At 71.3% G+C, this 16,331-nt stretch carries 15 protein-coding genes; 8 read left to right on the forward strand and 7 right to left on the reverse strand.

All coding sequences use genetic code 11. The features are described 5' to 3' along the window. Nucleotides 1–156: 156 nt before the first annotated feature. The 5 genes from ACFW9O_RS23735 (at nt 157) to ACFW9O_RS23755 (ending at nt 3,795) form a co-directional block, all read left to right on the forward strand. A complete protein-coding gene (locus ACFW9O_RS23735; protein ID WP_384611933.1) occupies nt 157–1,791 on the forward strand; it encodes an FAD-dependent monooxygenase in 1,635 nt (544 codons plus the stop codon). Nucleotides 1,792–1,862: 71 nt separating this feature from the next. After that, a complete protein-coding gene (locus ACFW9O_RS23740) occupies nt 1,863–1,910 on the forward strand; it encodes a hypothetical protein (protein WP_309506048.1) in 48 nt (15 codons plus the stop codon). A 74-nt stretch (nt 1,911–1,984) separates the two neighbouring features. After that, nucleotides 1,985–2,533 carry a cysteine dioxygenase gene (locus ACFW9O_RS23745; protein ID WP_384611934.1) on the forward strand — a complete coding sequence of 183 codons (549 nt, stop codon included), beginning with the start codon at nt 1,985–1,987 and terminating at the stop codon, nt 2,531–2,533. Then, nucleotides 2,530–2,937 (forward strand): rhodanese-like domain-containing protein, encoded by a 408-nt coding sequence (locus tag ACFW9O_RS23750; RefSeq protein ID WP_384611936.1) that lies wholly within the window; start codon nt 2,530–2,532, stop codon nt 2,935–2,937. Before ACFW9O_RS23745 ends, ACFW9O_RS23750 begins: the two co-directional genes overlap by 4 nt. 222 nt (nt 2,938–3,159) lie before the next feature. After that, nucleotides 3,160–3,795, forward strand: coding sequence for a hypothetical protein (locus ACFW9O_RS23755; protein WP_384611938.1), 636 nt, complete (start codon nt 3,160–3,162; stop codon nt 3,793–3,795). Between the two features lie 158 nt (nt 3,796–3,953). On the opposite strand, the gene recX is transcribed toward ACFW9O_RS23755, so the two are convergent. After that, a complete protein-coding gene (gene recX / locus ACFW9O_RS23760; RefSeq protein ID WP_384611940.1) occupies nt 3,954–4,646 on the reverse strand; it encodes a recombination regulator RecX in 693 nt (230 codons plus the stop codon). A 3-nt stretch (nt 4,647–4,649) separates the two neighbouring features. Next, complete coding sequence (gene recA, locus ACFW9O_RS23765) at nt 4,650–5,777, reverse strand: recombinase RecA (RefSeq protein WP_351167785.1); 1,128 nt, start codon at nt 5,775–5,777, stop codon at nt 4,650–4,652. A 268-nt stretch (nt 5,778–6,045) separates the two neighbouring features. Between recA and ACFW9O_RS23770 the strand changes: the two genes are divergently transcribed. After that, nucleotides 6,046–6,963, forward strand: coding sequence for an SDR family oxidoreductase (locus ACFW9O_RS23770; protein WP_384611941.1), 918 nt, complete (start codon nt 6,046–6,048; stop codon nt 6,961–6,963). Between the two features lie 51 nt (nt 6,964–7,014). On the opposite strand, the gene ACFW9O_RS23775 is transcribed toward ACFW9O_RS23770, so the two are convergent. After that, nucleotides 7,015–8,136, reverse strand: coding sequence for an AI-2E family transporter (locus ACFW9O_RS23775; RefSeq protein WP_384611982.1), 1,122 nt, complete (start codon nt 8,134–8,136; stop codon nt 7,015–7,017). A 164-nt stretch (nt 8,137–8,300) separates the two neighbouring features. Further along, a complete protein-coding gene (locus ACFW9O_RS23780) occupies nt 8,301–8,495 on the reverse strand; it encodes a DUF3046 domain-containing protein (RefSeq protein ID WP_384611943.1) in 195 nt (64 codons plus the stop codon). 79 nt (nt 8,496–8,574) lie between these two features. On the opposite strand from ACFW9O_RS23780, the gene ACFW9O_RS23785 reads away from it, so the two are divergent. Further along, nucleotides 8,575–9,489, forward strand: a complete 915-nt coding sequence (locus ACFW9O_RS23785) for a hypothetical protein (RefSeq protein ID WP_384611945.1) — start codon at nt 8,575–8,577, stop codon at nt 9,487–9,489. Nucleotides 9,490–9,504: 15 nt separating this feature from the next. Here ACFW9O_RS23785 and ACFW9O_RS23790 read toward each other — a convergent pair whose 3' ends face one another. Genes ACFW9O_RS23790 through ACFW9O_RS23800 form a run of 3 tightly spaced genes read right to left on the reverse strand, consistent with a single transcriptional unit; the run spans nt 9,505 to nt 11,457 of the window. Further along, a complete protein-coding gene (locus ACFW9O_RS23790) occupies nt 9,505–9,810 on the reverse strand; it encodes an AzlD domain-containing protein (RefSeq protein WP_351167777.1) in 306 nt (101 codons plus the stop codon). Further along, entirely contained in the window at nt 9,807–10,583 is a 777-nt protein-coding gene (locus ACFW9O_RS23795) for an AzlC family ABC transporter permease (protein WP_384611947.1), read from the reverse strand. The genes ACFW9O_RS23790 and ACFW9O_RS23795 overlap by 4 nt, the downstream gene beginning before the upstream one ends. Nucleotides 10,584–10,593: 10 nt before the next feature. Next, nucleotides 10,594–11,457, reverse strand: a complete 864-nt coding sequence (locus ACFW9O_RS23800; RefSeq protein ID WP_384611949.1) for an AraC family transcriptional regulator — start codon at nt 11,455–11,457, stop codon at nt 10,594–10,596. A gap of 101 nt (nt 11,458–11,558) precedes the next feature. Between ACFW9O_RS23800 and ACFW9O_RS23805 the strand changes: the two genes are divergently transcribed. Continuing rightward, the gene (locus ACFW9O_RS23805) at nt 11,559–16,247 is read left to right on the forward strand and encodes a DEAD/DEAH box helicase (protein ID WP_384611951.1); all 4,689 of its coding nucleotides are present in this window, start codon (nt 11,559–11,561) and stop codon (nt 16,245–16,247) included. The last annotated feature ends 84 nt before the right edge of the window (nt 16,248–16,331 follow it).

Raw genomic sequence — 16,331 nt, forward strand, 5'->3', positions numbered from 1 at the left:
CGGCGCAGTTGCCGCGCCCCCCGCCACGTTCCGTTGTCACTTGACGCAAGCACCGGCAGTAGGTTGCATACGTTCTGTGATCGCGCCCCGAGCCTCCGCCGCCGCAACCCCTTCCTCCCTCACGCCGTCGACCGTCAGTGCCGGAGGGTTCACACCGTGGACCCGGTGATCGTCGTCGGTGCCGGGCCGGTCGGCCTGGCACTGTCGCTCGCCCTCGCCGCCCAGGGCGTCCCCTCCGTCGTACTGGACGAAGGGCCGGGCAAAGACGAACCCCGCCCCGCCCGCACCGTGGTTCTGCGCGAGGACACCGCGGACCTGGTCGAACGGCTCGGGTGCGAGAACCTCCACGAGGAGGGGCTGCGCTGGGCGGGATGGCGCTCGGTGCGGCGCAAGCAGCTGGTTCGCGCGGTTCCGCTCGGTGACGCGGAAGGCACTGTTCCGCTGCCCTCGCCCGTTCACCTTCCCCAACACGCCCTCACCCAGGGTCTGCGGGCCGCCGCCTCCGCGCAGCACCTGATCACCTTGGTCCCGTTCAGCAGGATCGACACGCTCGAGCAGGACCCCCACGGCGTCACCGTGCACACCAGGGAGCCCGGTTCCACGTGGTGGCGCGGCAGCTACCTGGTCGGCTGCGACGGTGCCAGGTCCACCGTGCGCAAGCTTCTGGACATCAGGTTCCCCGGCCGTACGGCGGTGGAGCGGCATGCCGTGGCCGCTCTCCGTGCCGAGCTGCCGTGGCCCGACGAGGCCGTGCTGCACCGGGCGCCGCCGTGGCGCACCGGGGGTGCGGAGGTCACCGCGCGGCCCCTGCCCGACGGCGTCTGGCGGCTGGACTGGCTCCTTCCGCCTCGTGGTGAGCTCGTCACCCCTGACGCTCTGGTCACCCGGATCCGTGACACCCTCGCGGGCTGGTGCGGCGAGACCCCGGCCTATGAGCTGCTGGACACCGGCGTGTACACGCTGCACCACCGCCTCGCCCTGCGCTGGAGGTCGAAGCGCGCCTTCCTGGCCGGCGACGCCGCCCACCTGCTGGGGGCTCTCGGCACCCAGGGGCTGGACGAGGGACTGCGGGACGCCGAGAACCTGGCCTGGAAGCTTGCGCAGGCCTGGCACCACGGCGCCTCAAAGCTGCTGCTCGACAGCTACCAGGCGGAGCGGAGGGCTGCTGTCGCCTCCCGGTTGCGCGCGGCCGACCAGTCGCTGCCGATACTGCGTGGCGGACCCGGCCTGCGGACGCTGGTACCGGGCAGCGGGCGCGGGCACGACACCCTGCTGGCCGATGGCCATCTGGGATGCGGTCCCCTGGGTGCGCCCCCCTCGTACGCCCAGTCCCCTCTTTCACCTCAACGCGCCGGGGCGCACACTGCCGTGGGCACGCCCCCCGGTGCGCCGGTCGCCGACGTGCGGGTGACGGCTCCCGACGGGAAGACCGTGCGCCTGCGCGACCGGCTGGGGCAGGGACATCTGCTGGTGATCCTGGTCGCACCGGGAACCGGGGTGTGGGACCGGCGGCATTGGCTGACCGCCGGGGTCATGCCCAGGCTCGTCGAGGCGGTGGACGCGCTGCCCGTGAAGGCCGAGCTCCTGGTGACCGAGAGCTATCCGGGTGCAACGGCGCACACCGTGCTGCTGGTCAGGCCGGACGGACACCTCGTGGCGGCGTTCAGCGGGGTCCGGTCCGCGGAGCTCCTCGCCGCGGCCGACGCGGCGCGCGGTGGCGCGGTCGACGCGGCTGACGACGGCACGGGGCGTGCGACCGCGGCCTCCGACCGGACTGCGGACGTCAATTGACCGTCTCACACGCACATGGTGTACTCCAGATCATGACCGACACCGATGTGCGCCTGTGGCGGAGGGTCCATATGGACCTCGTCCGCTATGCGGGCTGCGTGTGTCGCCCGTCCTGCTGATCGCCTCGTCATGCCGCGCCGTGCCGCTTTCCGTACGGACGCGTGCCTCCAAGCGAACCTTCAGGACGGTCCCCGTGTCTGCATCCCCCTCCGTACCCACGCCCGCGTCCGCCGTCGGCACCGCCACCCCCGCGCCGACGGCCACGGAGCTCCTCGACTTCGTCCGACGTACCGCGGACGACGCCGCGCTCATCGCCTCGCTCCCGCTCGATCCCGAGGGCCGCACCTGGCTCCGGCTCGACGGCCCTGGTGGCAGCGAGGCCTGGCTGATCGGCTGGCCGCCGGGTACCGGCACCGGCTGGCACGACCACGCCGAGTCGATCGGCGCGTTCACCCTGGCCGCAGGTGCCCTCACCGAGCACTCGCTGGCCGCCCGGCTGCCCGCCGACGGCTGGAAGACCCTTGAACTGGCGGACGGGATCGACCGGACCCGGCAGCTGGCGAAGGGCCGGGGCAGGGCGTTCGGCCGGCACCATGTGCACGAGGTGCTCAACGAGTCCGAAGACGAACACGCCGTATCGGTGCACGCCTACTACCCGCCACTGCCGCAGATCCGCCGGTTCAGCCGGACGGGTGCGGTGCTCCGCCTGGAGCAGACCGAACGCCCGGAGGACTGGCAGTGAGCAGCACACAGGAGCAGCGGACGGAGCGGGTCGGGATCGACGAGCTGCTGGACCGGGTCCGGGCCGGCTACGAGCGGATCGGCCCCGAGGAGGCCGCTGCCGCGGCGGCGGACGGAGCGCTGCTGGTCGACATCCGCTACGCGGCGCTGCGCGAGGCGGACGGGCTGATCCCGGGGGCACTGGTCATCGAGCGCAACGAGCTGGAGTGGCGGCTCGATCCGCAGGGGAGCCACCGCGCTGCGGAGGCCGTGAGTCACGATCTGCGGGTCGTGGTGATCTGCAACGAGGGGTACGCGTCGAGTCTCGCGGTCGATTCCCTGCGGCAGTTGGGACTGCACCGGGCCACCGACCTGGTCGGCGGCTTCCAGGCGTGGCGTTCCGCAGGGCTCCCAGTCGCGCTCTGACCGGCGGTCCTCCGCGGCAGAACCTGTCAGGGTGCCGGGGCCTCCGCCCGGAGGCCCCCACCATCGGTCGCCGTACGAGTGACGCCGGGGCACGCGCTGCCGCCGGCAGGACCGAATGGTGCCCCGACCCACCCGAACGCCGCTCCCCGGTGGAGCATTCGCCTCGCGCGACGGACATTCGCCTCATCACTGAGGATCGGAATGTACGGAGATGTCGCGCCGATGGAGACTGCTCACCTCACCCCTGACCAGCTCGACACCCAGGCCTCGCTGCTCCATGACACGCAGGCGTGGCAGCGGATCGTCACGGGCTGGGAGCGCACCGCCCCCGAGCCGGACCTCCCGGCATCCACGCCGTCACACTCGGCACCGTCCCGGCCCCCGGCCGACTGGCGGGATCTGCTGTCCGTGCCCGTCGACCGGCTCATCGACGACTCTCTGCGGGCGATGCCCGTGGGACTCCCCCGCGAGCGTCCGCTCCCGGGGCGGCTGGGTGCAGTCCTGCCGGAGCGCCTTCACGCATGGCGCCGCATCGGGCAGCCTGATGTCCGCCCTTCCACCCATCTCGGCTACGCGCGGCAGATCCTGACCGAGTGGGGCTGGCAGAACACGCCGTACCGACTGCGCAACGCACGGGGTGCCCGCTGTGTGTGCGGCGCCATGCTGACCGCACACAGGCTCGGCTACGGCTCCTTGGACACCGTGGACCGGGCGGGCGCCTGGCTGATCACCGAGCTGCGCTCGCAGGGCTGGACCGGACTGATCGGCCCGTGGAACCGTCATCCCGGGCGTACCGCCTCGGATGCACTGGCCCTGCTCGACGCCACGATCCGCCGGGCATCCCTGGCCGGACACTGAGCGTGCGGGACCCTGGACCTGTGCACACCGCAGGCCAGTCATGCGGGCCCAGGACCTGCCGCACGCCGCGGCCTGCGGGACTCCGGACCATACGCGCGGGGTGCCGATCCCCTCCGACACCGGCCGGCGACAGCCCCCTCCGCTACCGCCGACCACTCTCAGTAGGTCTCGTCCAGCCCTTCCGTGTCCTCGCCCTCCTGCTCGATCGCCTGACGGACCACGCGCAGGGCCATCCCCTCCCCGTACCCCTTGCGCGCGAGCATGCCCGCGAGCCGACGCAGCCGCTTGTCCCGGTCCAGCCCCCGGGTGGAGCGGAGCTTGCGCGCGACGAGCTCCCTGGCGGTCTCCTCCTCCTGCTCGGAATCAAGCTGTCCGACCGCCTCGTCGATCAGTGCGGAGTCCACGCCCTTGGTGCGCAGCTCTTGCACGAGAGCACGACGGGCCAGCCCCCTGCCGTGGTGCCGGGACTCGACCCAGGCGCCCGCGAACGCCGCGTCGTTGATCAGCCCGACGTCCTCGAAGCGCGAGAGCACTTCCTCGGCCGCCTCGTCGGGGATTTCCCGTTTGCGCAGGGCGTCGGCGAGCTGCTTGCGGGTGCGCGGGGTCCCGGTCAGCAGCCTCAGGCAGATGTTGCGCGCCTGCTCGACCGGGTCGAGCGGTTCCCCCTTCCCGGCCCTCGACGGGGCGGGGGAACCGCTGCTTCTGGAACGGGAGCGGGAACGACGGCCCGCCCCCTCACCGAACCCGGTCCCCGGGCCGGAACCCGGGGGACCGTCTGCGGACTCTGCGGCGAATTCGGGGCCGGGACCCGCGCCGGCGGCGCCGTCCTGCCACTCCGTGCGACGCGTCACGGCCTAGCTCTTGGCCGCCGCCGTCTTGGCGGGCTTGGCCTTGGTCGCAGGAGCGGGCACCGACTTCGCCGCTCCGTCGGCCGCACCCGCGGTGGTGGTCGCGTCGGCAGCGGGCTCCGCAGCCGGGTCCTTCGGCCGCACACCGATACCGAGCTTCTCCAGGATCTTCTTCTCGATCTCGTTGGCGAGATCGGGGTTGTCCTTGAGGAAGTTGCGGGCGTTCTCCTTGCCCTGGCCGAGCTGGTCGCCCTCGTACGTGTACCAGGCGCCGGCCTTGCGGACGAAGCCGTGGTCCACGCCCATGTCGATCAGACCGCCCTCTCGGCTGATGCCCTGGCCGTAGAGAATGTCGAACTCGGCCTGCTTGAAGGGCGGCGCGACCTTGTTCTTGACGACCTTGACGCGGGTGCGGTTGCCGACGGCGTCGGTGCCGTCCTTGAGCGTCTCGATCCGTCGGATGTCGAGGCGCACCGAGGCGTAGAACTTGAGCGCGCGGCCACCGGTGGTGGTCTCCGGCGAGCCGAACATCACGCCGATCTTCTCGCGGAGCTGGTTGATGAAGATCGCGGTGGTCTTGGACTGGTTGAGCGCGCTGGTGATCTTCCGGAGCGCCTGGCTCATCAGACGGGCCTGCAGGCCCACGTGCGAGTCACCCATCTCGCCCTCGATCTCCGCACGGGGCACCAGGGCCGCGACGGAGTCGATGACGATCAGGTCGAGGGCGCCCGAGCGGATCAGCATGTCGACGATCTCGAGAGCCTGCTCGCCGTTGTCCGGCTGGGACAGGATGAGGTTGTCGATGTCGACGCCGAGCTTCTTCGCGTACTCGGGGTCGAGGGCGTGCTCGGCGTCGATGAAGGCCACCGTGCCGCCGAGCTTCTGCGCGTTCGCCACGGCGTGCAGCGTCAGCGTCGTCTTACCGGAGGACTCCGGTCCGTACACCTCCACCACACGGCCGCGCGGCAGGCCGCCGACGCCGAGCGCGACGTCGAGTGCCGTCGACCCGGTGGGGATCACCTCGATGGGCTCGTTCGGCCGCTCACCGAGGCGCATCACCGCGCCCTTGCCGAATTGGCGCTCAATCTGTGCGAGTGCGGCGTCCAGCGCCTTCTCGCGGTCGTTACCTGCCATGGGTTCCACCCGATTTGCTTGAGTCGATCGCTTCACGTCAAAGACGCTAACCCCTGCCACTGACAATGGGCCTCGACGTCCTCCCGACCTGTGGACAACTCCACGGTCGCGCCCGGGAAAACCCGGCCGGAATCCAATGAGAATGGATGTTCGATTTCGGTGTCAAGCGCACCGCGCCGGGCCGGCACAGCCGAGAGTAGTGGCTTATAACAGCCGAGGACGACCGAGTCAACGAAAAGTGACAGGCACCATGCTAGGTTCCGGCGTCATGGAGATGCCTCCGAGTGGTCTGTCAGGAAAAGTCGCTCTTGTCGCCGGTGGTACACGCGGTGCGGGCCGAGGGATCGCCGTACAGCTGGGAGCGGCCGGAGCGACCGTGTACGTCACCGGACGCACCAGCGGTTCCGAGAGGTCGGAGATGGACCGCCCCGAGACCATCGAGGAGACCGCGGCGCTCGTCGACGAGGCAGGCGGTCACGGCATCCCCGTCCAGGTCGACCATCTCGTGCCCGCCCAGGTCAGCGCGCTGGTGGCACGCATCCGCAGCGAGCAGGGTGCTCTGCACGTCCTGGTGAACGACATCTGGGGCGCCGAGATCGAGTGGGACAAGACCGTGTGGGAGTCCTCCCTGGACACCGGGCTGCGCACGCTGCGCCTGGCCGTGGACACCCACGCGATCACCAGCCACTTCGCGGTCCCGCTCCTCATCGCGAGACCGGGCGGCCTCGTGGTCGAGGTGACGGACGGCACGGACGAGTACAACGCCACCAACTACCGGGTGTCGTTCTTCTACGACCTCGCGAAGGCCGCGGTGAACCGCATGGCCTTCGCCCTCGCGCACGAGGTGGAGCCGCACGGGGCGACCGCGGTGTCGCTCACTCCGGGCTGGCTCAGGTCCGAGGCCATGCTCCAGGCCCACGGCGTCACCGAGGCGAACTGGCATGACGCCGTCGCCCGCTCCCCCCACTTCGCCATCTCCGAGTCACCGGCGTTCGTCGGACGGGCCGTGGCCGCGCTCGCCCAGGATCCCGAGGTGGCTCGCTGGAACGGCGACTCGCTGTCGAGCGGGCAGCTGGCGCGGGTCTACGGCTTCACCGATCTCGACGGCAGCCGGCCCGACGCCTGGAGGTACCTCACCGAGGTCCAGGACCCCGGACTGCCCGCCGACGTCTCCGGCTACCGCTGAGCCGGCAGCCCGCGTCGCCGGCCCGCGGCTGACGCCGATCGCAGCGCCGCGTCACCGGTCGCCGCGGCCCCTGATCGCACGGCGGATCCGGGAAATCACCGGCTCACCACGGCGCCGGCCGTGGCCACCGTGCACCCTCGGGTCGTCCGTCACGGCGTAGCGCTTCACGTAGGCGCCCAGGAATGCCTGGAGCGTCGCGACCGCCGGAATGGCGATCAGCGCACCGACCGCGCCCATCAGAGCGGTACCCGCGACCACGGACCCGAAGGCGACGGCGGGGTGGATGTCGACCGTCTTCGAGGTGACCTTGGGCTGCAGCACGTAGTTCTCGAACTGCTGGTAGACCACGACGAATCCGAGCACCCACAGCGCGTACCAGGGATTGACGGTGAAGGCGATCAGCATCGGCAGCGCACCTGCGAGGTACGTACCGATCGTCGGGATGAACTGCGAGACCAGACCGACCCAGACCGCGAGGGCCGGAGCGTACGGCACACCGAGGATCACCAGCAGGATGTAGTGCGCCACTCCGGAGATCAGCGCCATCAGGCCGCGCGAGTAGATGTAGCCGCCGGTCTTGTCGACCGCGATCTCCCAGGCGCGCAGCACCTCTGCCTGGCGGGCGGGCGGCAGTACGGAGCACAGCGCCCGCCGCAGCCGGGGGCCGTCGGCCGCGAAGTAGAACGAGAACAGGAAGATCGTCAGCAGCCGGAAGAGCCCGCCGAGCACCGTCGTGGAGACGTCGAGCACCCCGGTCGCACTGTTCTGGACGTACTTCTGGAGCCAGTCAGAGTGGAGCAGGCTGTCCTGCACCTCGACCCGCGAGAGCGAGGTGTGGAAGGTCTCGTTGACCCAGTTGATCACCGAGTCGAGGTACTGGGGGAAGTCCTCGACCATGTCGACGATCTGGCCCGCGAGCATGGAGCCGAGCAGGACGACGAAGCCGACTCCGAAGATCAGCACACCGAGAGAGACCAGGAAGGTGGCGAGTCCACGGCGCATCCCGCGCGTCGCCATGCGGCTGACCGCCGGCTCGATGGCGAGCGCCAGGAAGAAGGCGATGAGGATGTTGGTCAGCAACCCGATGAGCTGGTCGAACGCCCAGCTGCCGAGCCGGAAGCACCCGTAGAGCGCCAGGGCGAGGATCATCGCGCGCGGCAGCCAGGCAGGCATCCGGACCGGACCGCTGCCGGGCGGTGGGGTCGGTGGCTCGGCGGGCGGGACGGGTGGTGAGTCGGGCGGCTGGATCTCGGCGGTCTCGTCTGTCGGTGCCACGGGACAAGTCTCGCTCACTCCGGTGACAGCCGGTTGCCCGCCCCGGGCGCCGGATCGTCCGGTCAGCGTCTGTCGGCGGGGATGCCGACCGCCGAGCAGACCCCGCGCCAGACGTCCTTGGTCTCCCAGCCCGCGGCCAGTGCCTCGTGCACCGTCAGGCCGCCGAGCTCGGCCATCACGTGGTCGCGCGCGAAGGAATCCGCGTACCCCTCACCGAAGTGGTCCGCCATCCGCTCCCAGAAAATCGTCAACCGCATGCCTTCAGTATCCCGCTCCTGAGGGTGCAGCCGAGCCGGTACGCCCTACCGGCTGTGCTTTCCCCTCTACGGTCGGTCCATGGCTGGAACCGGAGCAAATTCCCTCGCCCGCGCCGAGCAGTTCATCTGGCTCACCGCACGTGTCCTCGAGCAGCGGCGGTTCGCCCACCACTTCCTGGACGGGGGTGCGGATGTGGTCGAGACCGCGCTCGCCGCCTATTTGAACGAGGACGGCGGCTACGGGCACGCGCTCGAACCCGATCTGCGCGGGCCCGTGAGCCAGCCGCTGCACACCGCTCACGGGCTGAGTGTTCTCGATTCGATCGGCCGTTGCAGCGGTCTGCGCGTGGAACGGATCTGTCGCTATCTGACCGATGTGTCGACCAAAGAGGGCGCACTGCCGGCGCTCCACCCCTCTCAGCGCGGCTATCCCGCCGCCCCGTTCATCCCGGTCATCGACGATCCGCCCGCCGAACTGCTGGCCACGGGCCCCGTCGTCGGGCTGCTGCACCGCAATCAGGTGTGGCACGCCTGGCTCTTCCGGGCCACCGATTTCTGCTGGGCCGCCGTGGAAGCGCTGGAGCAGTCCCATCCCTACGAGATCGAGGCGGCCGTCGCCTTCCTGGACGGTGTCCCTGACCGGGCGCGCGCCGAAGCCGCCGCGGACCGTCTGGGGCGGCTGGTGCGTGAGCAGCGGCTGGTGGTGCTGGATCCGCAGCGGTCCGAGGACCACCCGGTGGCTCCCGGATACGCGCCGGGTGAGCACCACTTCCCGTACGACTACGTGCGCACGCCCGGGTCGCTCGCGCGCCGCTGGTTCAGCGACGCCGAACTGGACCGTTCGCTCGATCACCTGGAGACCGGGCAGCAGGAGGACGGCGGCTGGCCGGTCACCTGGCGGCAGTGGGCACCGGGCACGGCTCTGGAGGGGCGCCCGATCGTGACGCTGAAGGCCCTGCAGACCTTGCGGGCGCACGGACGCAGCCTCCGCTGAACCGCTGCCGCCCGTCTATCCCAGGGCGCGTACCCCAGCGGTGACCACGACGGCGGCGCCGACGACGACCAGGAAGGGGGCCCGCAGAACGAGTGCGAGGGCCGCTGCGGCAAGCCCGGCAGCTCTGGCGTCCAGCACCAGTTGCTGTCCGTCGCCGAAGGTCTGCTGCGCGGTGAGGGCCGCGAGCAGCGCCACCGGCAGCAGCGCGGCCAGTCGCTGGACGACCGGTCGCTCCAGCACTCCGGCAGGGACCAGCAGCCCCGCGAGCTTGGCCAGATAGCAGCCGGCCACGGTGAGTCCGATGGCGATCCAGACGTTCATCGGCGCTCCTCGGGCTCTTCTGTGGCGGTGTCGGTCTGAGCGGTCTTCCCGCGTCCCATCAGGAAGAGGACTACGGGTGCTGCCAGCGCGGACAGCAGTACGGGTACGCCGGCGGGCAGTACCGGCAGCAGTCCGAGGGCCAGCAGGACGGCGACGCCGGCCGTGACGCGCTCCGTGGTGCTCTTCAGCATCGGCGCGAGCAGGGCGAGGAACACGGCGGGGCTCGCCGCGTCCAGCCCCCAGGTGTCGGTGTCACCGAGCGCCTCGGCACCGAGTGCGCCCACCAGCGTGGTCAGGTTCCACAGCACGTAGAGGGTGAGTCCGGTGACCGTGAAACCGATACGTGCGGCCCGGCGGGTGGGCTGGGGCAGAGTGACCGCGGTCGTCTCGTCGATGACCCAGTGGGCGGCGAAGGGCCGTATCGCGCGCGGCAGGGCGAGCAGCTGCGACAGCCGCAGCCCGTAGAAGGCGTTGCGTACGCCCAGGAAGAACGCCCCGGCCGCGGCGGTATAGGGGTTGCCGCCCGCCGCGAGCGCGCCCACGAGGGCGAACTGCGAGGCACCGGTGAAGACGAGGAGGCTGAGTACGCAGGTCTGCAGGAGGGTCAGCCCGGAGCCTGCCGAGGTGACCCCGAACGCGAAGCCGGAGAGCCCTACGGCCACGCCCACGCCGAGCGCGTCGCGGACGACCGCCGCGTCCGTCTTCTCCTCGACGGCGGGCGGGTTGCCGGCTATGACGCCGACACTTTCGGGGGGTGCTGTCTGTTCTGCCACGCCCGGAACGCTACGTGGTGAGTGACGTGCCGGTCTTGTACGTTCTTGCACGCTCGCGCCGGTACGCGCCCGGGGGCACTCCCACGATCCGGGTGAAGTGACGGTTGAGGTGCGGCTGGTCGGTGAAGCCGACGGCCGTGGCGGCCTCGGCGGGCGCCGTCCCCGCGTCCAGCAACTGTCGTGCCCGGCGGACCCGGGCGTCGGTGAGCCAGGTGTGCGGTGGCATTCCGTACTGCTTCTTGAAGGCCCGGAGCAGCGCGAAGGGGCTGGTGCCGAGCTCGGCGGCGAGCGCTTCCAGGGTGGGCGGCCGCTCCATCCGCGCCTCCAGTGCCGCCCGCGCACGGGCTGCGTCGCCGGCACCTGCGGAGCGGGGCGTACGGGTGGGCATCACTCGGCCGTGGCTGTCCAGCAGCCGGGCGACCAGAACCCTGAGCAGGCTGTCGGCCGCCAGCGCATTGCTCTCCTCCGCCGCGCGGTGGACCTCGGTGATCAGCCGGGCCGCCTCCGGGTCCGCCGTGCTGGTCTCGGCGAAACCGACGGTGCCGCGCAGGCTCGTCAGGTCGGCCGCGATGTCGTTGACCACCTGGGCGGACGGGTAGAGGGTGGCGTACACCCAGCCGTCGGGGTCTCCGGCGCGGGCGGTGTGCGGCACCTCCGGGTTGATCATGACCACGGTGCCCGGACCGGCGTGCACGGTGCCGTCGGGCAGCCCCACGTCCTCGATCCCGCGGGTGATCGTGCCGAAGACGTAGCCCTCGTGGCTGTGGCGCGGGAAGGTGTGACGGACATACCGGGCGCGCAGCAGATCGAGCTCGGGCAGCTCGGAGTGCTGCCAGTACCTCGCCCATTCCTTCGTTGCTCCCGCTGCCGCCATGCTCGCATTCTCGCAGCTCCGGGCCGGTGCCCGCAGGTCCGGCGGTGGACGTCGGGCACGCTCGGCGGCCGTTGTCAGTGGTGGGGTGCACGATGGGGGACATGGCCGGTTCCGCACTCGATTCGTTCTCACCCGCGACCCGTAGCTGGTTCGCAGGTGCCTTCGACGCGCCCACCGCGGCGCAGGAGGGTGCCTGGCGTGCCATCGGCGAGGGTTCGGACGTCCTGGTCGTCGCGCCGACCGGTTCGGGCAAGACGCTCGCCGCCTTCCTCGCCTCGCTGGACCGCCTGGCCGCGGCCCCGCCGCCGGCCGAGGCGAAGAAGCGCTGCCGGGTGCTGTACGTGTCGCCCCTGAAGGCTCTCGCGGTCGACGTGGAGCGCAATCTGCGCTCGCCACTGATCGGGATCCGCCAGGAGTCGGTGCGTCTGGGGCTTCCCGAGCCGGAGGTGCGGGTCGGGATCCGCTCCGGCGACACCCCGCCGGCCGAGCGTCGTTCGATGGCGACCAAGCCGCCCGACATCCTCATCACCACCCCCGAATCGCTGTTCCTGATGCTCACCTCATCGGCCCGGGAGGCGCTCGCCGGGGTCGAGACGGTGATTCTGGACGAGGTGCACGCCGTCGCGGGCACGAAGCGTGGTGCCCACCTCGCCGTGTCGTTGGAGCGCCTGGACGAGCTGCTGCCGCGGCCTGCGCGCCGCATCGGGCTGTCGGCGACCGTGCGCCCGGTCGGCGAGGTGGCGCGCTTCCTGTCGCCGCAGCGGAAGGTGGAGATCGTCCAGCCTCCGTCCACCAAGGAGTTCGACCTGTCGGTCGTGGTTCCTGTCGAGGATCTCGGTGAACTGGGCGGCTCTCCCGCAACCGACGGCGGGGCGGACCAGGCGGAGAAGCCGTCGATCTGGCCGCATGTCGAGGAGCGGATCGCGGATCTCGTACAGTCCCACCGTTCCACCATCGTCTTCGCCAACTCCCGTCGGCTGGCGGAGCGTCTCTGCAACCGGCTCAACGAGATCGCCTACGAACGGGCAACGGGCGAGGCCATGCCCGAGGCCCACTCCCCCGCAGAGATCATGGCCGAGTCCGGGGCGGCCAAGGGCGCGCCCGCTCTGCTCGCCCGTGCGCACCACGGTTCGGTGTCCAAGGAGCAGCGCTCCCAGGTCGAGGAGGACCTCAAGGCCGGCCGGCTGCCCGCTGTGGTGGCCACCTCGAGCCTGGAACTCGGTATCGACATGGGTGCCGTGGACCTGGTGATCCAGGTCGAGTCCCCGCCGTCCGTCGCCTCGGGGCTGCAGAGGGTGGGCCGCGCCGGGCACCAGGTGGGAGCCGTGTCCACCGGAGTGGTCTTCCCCAAGTACCGCGGCGATCTGGTGCAGGCGGCGGTGGTCACCGAGCGGATGCGCCAGGGAGCCATCGAGGCCCTGCGGATCCCGTCCAACCCCCTGGACGTGCTGGCCCAGCAACTGGTCGCCATGGTCGCGCTCGACACCTGGCAGGCCGACGATCTGCTGGCTCTCGCCCGGCGGGCCGCCCCGTTCGCCTCGCTCCCCGAATCCGCGTTCACCGCGGTGCTCGACATGCTGGCCGGGCGCTATCCGTCCGACGCCTTCGCGGAGCTGCGCCCACGCGTCGTCTGGGACCGCATCACCGGTACGGTCACGGGCCGCCCCGGTGCCCAGCGGCTCGCCGTCACCTCGGGCGGCACCATCCCCGACCGCGGGCTCTTCGGGGTCTTCCTCGCCGGAGCGGACCCCAAGAAGGGCGGCGGACGGGTCGGCGAGCTGGACGAGGAGATGGTGTACGAGTCCCGGATCGGCGACGTCTTCACGCTGGGCACCACGTCCTGGCGGATCGAGGACATCACCAGGGACCGGGTCCTGGTCTCGCCCGCCCCCGGTGTCCCGGGCCGATTGCCGTTCTGGAAGGGCGACCAGCTGGGGAGGCCGCTGGAGCTGGGCCGTGCGCTGGGCGCTTTTCTCCGGGAGGTCGGCGGGCTGTCACCCGAGGACGCCCGGCACCGGCTGCTCGCTGCCGGCCTGGACGCCTGGGCGGCGGACAACATCCTGTCGTACCTGGACGAGCAGCGTCGCGCCTGCGGTCACGTCCCCGACGACCGGACCATCCTCGTCGAGAGGTTCAGAGACGAGCTCGGCGACTGGCGGATCGTGGTGCATTCGCCGTTCGGTGCCCAGGTGCACGCCCCCTGGGCCCTCGCCCTGTCCGCCCGGCTCGCCGAGCGCTACGGCATGGACGCCCAGATCATGCATGCGGACGACGGCATCGTGCTGCGGCTTCCGGACGCCGATCTGATGGGCCTCGATCTGCTCGACTTCGATCCGGTGCAGGCGGATCCCGGACATCGGGCGGATCCCGAGTCCGGGCCGGCCGACACGGCCCCCGGGTTCCCGGCTGCCGGCGGGTACGACAGTGAGCAGCCTCCCGTCGGCGCGACAGATGTGGTCTTCGACAAGGGGGAGATCAGCCAGGTCGTCACCGATCAGGTGGGCGGATCGGCCCTGTTCGCATCCCGGTTCCGTGAATGTGCGGCGCGTGCCCTCCTGTTGCCCCGCCGCAGCCCGGGGAAGCGCACACCGCTCTGGCAGCAGCGCCAGAGAGCGTCCCAGTTGTTGCAGGTCGCCTCCGAGTTCGGGTCGTTCCCGATCGTTCTCGAAGCGGTCCGTGAGTGCCTCCAGGACGTCTTCGACGTCCCGGGTCTCACAGAGCTGATGGGCGACCTGGAGGCACGCCGCATCCGTCTGGTCGAGGTGACGACCACCGAGCCTTCACCGTTCGCGCGCTCGCTCCTCTTCGGTTACGTCGCACAGTTCCTGTACGAGGGTGACTCCCCTCTCGCCGAGCGGCGTGCCGCCGCACTCTCCCTCGACTCCCACCTCCTGGCCGAGCTGCTCGGCCAGGCGGAGCTGCGCGAGCTGCTCGACGCCGATGTCCTGGACGAACTGGAGCGGGAGCTGCAGTGGCTGACGGACGACCGGAGAATCAAGGACATCGAAGGCGTCGCCGATCTCCTGCGCGTCCTCGGTCCGCTCACCGACGACGAACTGGCCGCGCGCGGTGCCGAGCCGGAATGGGCGCCCGAGCTCGCCTCGGCCCGGCGCGCGATCCAGGTGCGGATCGGCGGGTCCGCCCACTGGGCGGCCATCGAGGACGCGGGCCGGCTGCGCGACGCCCTCGGAACCGCTTTGCCCGTGGGGGTTCCCGAGGCCTTCACCGAGCCGGTGAAGGATCCTCTCGGCGACCTCCTGGCCCGCCATGCCCGTACGCACGGCCCGTTCACCACCACCCGGGCCGCCGCCCGCTTCGGTCTCGGCAGCGCTGTCACGGACGGCGCGCTGCAACGGCTCGCCGCGTCCGGCCGGATCGTCCAGGGCGAGTTCCACCCGGCAGGTATCGGACAGGAGTGGTGCGACGCCACGGTCCTGCGACGCCTGCGCCGCCGCTCGCTCGCAGCACTCCGCCAGGAGCTGGAGCCTGTGCCGCCCGCCGCACTGGCCGGCTTCCTCCCCCAGTGGCAGCACCTCGGCGACAACAGCCTGCGAGGGATCGACGGACTGGCACGCGCCATCGAGCAGTTGCAGGGTGCCCCGGTCCCGGCCTCGGCTCTGGAGAAGCTGATCCTGCCGAGCCGCGTCGCGGGGTACACCCCCGCCCTGCTCGACGAGCTCACGACCACCGGCGAGGTCGTCTGGGCCGGCGCGGGCGCGCTGCCCGGGAAGGACGGCTGGCTCTCCCTCTATCCCGCGGACAGCGCGCCTCTGCTCCTGCCGCCGCCTCATCCGCTGGAGCAGACCGCACTGCACGAGTCGGTCCTCACCACCCTGCGGGGCGGGTACGGCCTGTTCTTCCGGCAGATCGCCGATCAGGTCCGCGCCACCACCCACCCCGACTGCACCGATCCACAACTGGCGGACGCGCTCTGGGACCTTGTCTGGTCCGGCCGCCTCACCAACGACACCCTCGCCCCGCTGCGCTCGCTCCTGGGTTCGGGGCGCACGGCAGGATCCACCGCCCACCGGGCCAAGCGCAGTGTTCCGCGCGGTCGTTACGGCTCCCTGACCGCCTCCGCTCGTCCGGCGTCCCGCACCGGTCCGCCGACCGTCTCGGGCCGGTGGTCCCTGCTGCCCCCGGCCGAGCCCGAACCGACCCACCGCGCACACGCCCTGGCCCGCACGCTCCTGGACCGCCACGGTGTGGTGACCCGTGGCGCCGTGCAGGCGGAAGGTGTCGAGGGCGGGTTCTCCGCGACGTACCGCATCCTCGCCGCGTTCGAGGACAGCGGCCAGGCACGCCGGGGATATGTCGTCGAGGGCCTGGGAGCGGCCCAGTTCGCGATGGACGGTGCCGTGGACCGGCTCAGGGCGACGTCGACAGCCCGTGACCGCAGGGACCCCGGGGCGACTCCCCACGCGCTCGTTCTCGCGGCGGCCGATCCGGCCAACGCGTACGGCGCGGCCCTGCCGTGGCCCGATTCCCCGGACGGCGCAGGGCACAAGCCCGGTCGCAAGGCCGGCGCGCTGGTGGTCGTCGTCGACGGTGAACTGACGCTGTACATGGAGCGTGGCGGCAAGACCCTGCTGGCATGGCCGACCGATCCCGCCGATCCCGCGCTTCTGGCGGCGGCCGAGGCGCTCGCGTCGGCGGCCCGTGCCGGGACGCTCGGCACGGTGACGGTGGAGCGCACCAACGGTGCCTCCTCCCTCACCTCCCCGCTGGGCCGCACCCTGGAAGCCGCTGGTTTCCTCGCCACGCCCAGAGGGCTGCGTCTGCGCGCCTGAGCCCTCCGCTGACGGCAGCCCGCCTGAGACCTCTGGCGACGGCTCGCGCCTGAAGATCCTCGGGCGACGGTGGCGGCCGGCGGC

Origin of the sequence: Streptomyces sp. NPDC059499 (assembly GCF_042749285.1) — a bacterium.
GTDB lineage: Bacteria > Actinomycetota > Actinomycetes > Streptomycetales > Streptomycetaceae > Streptomyces.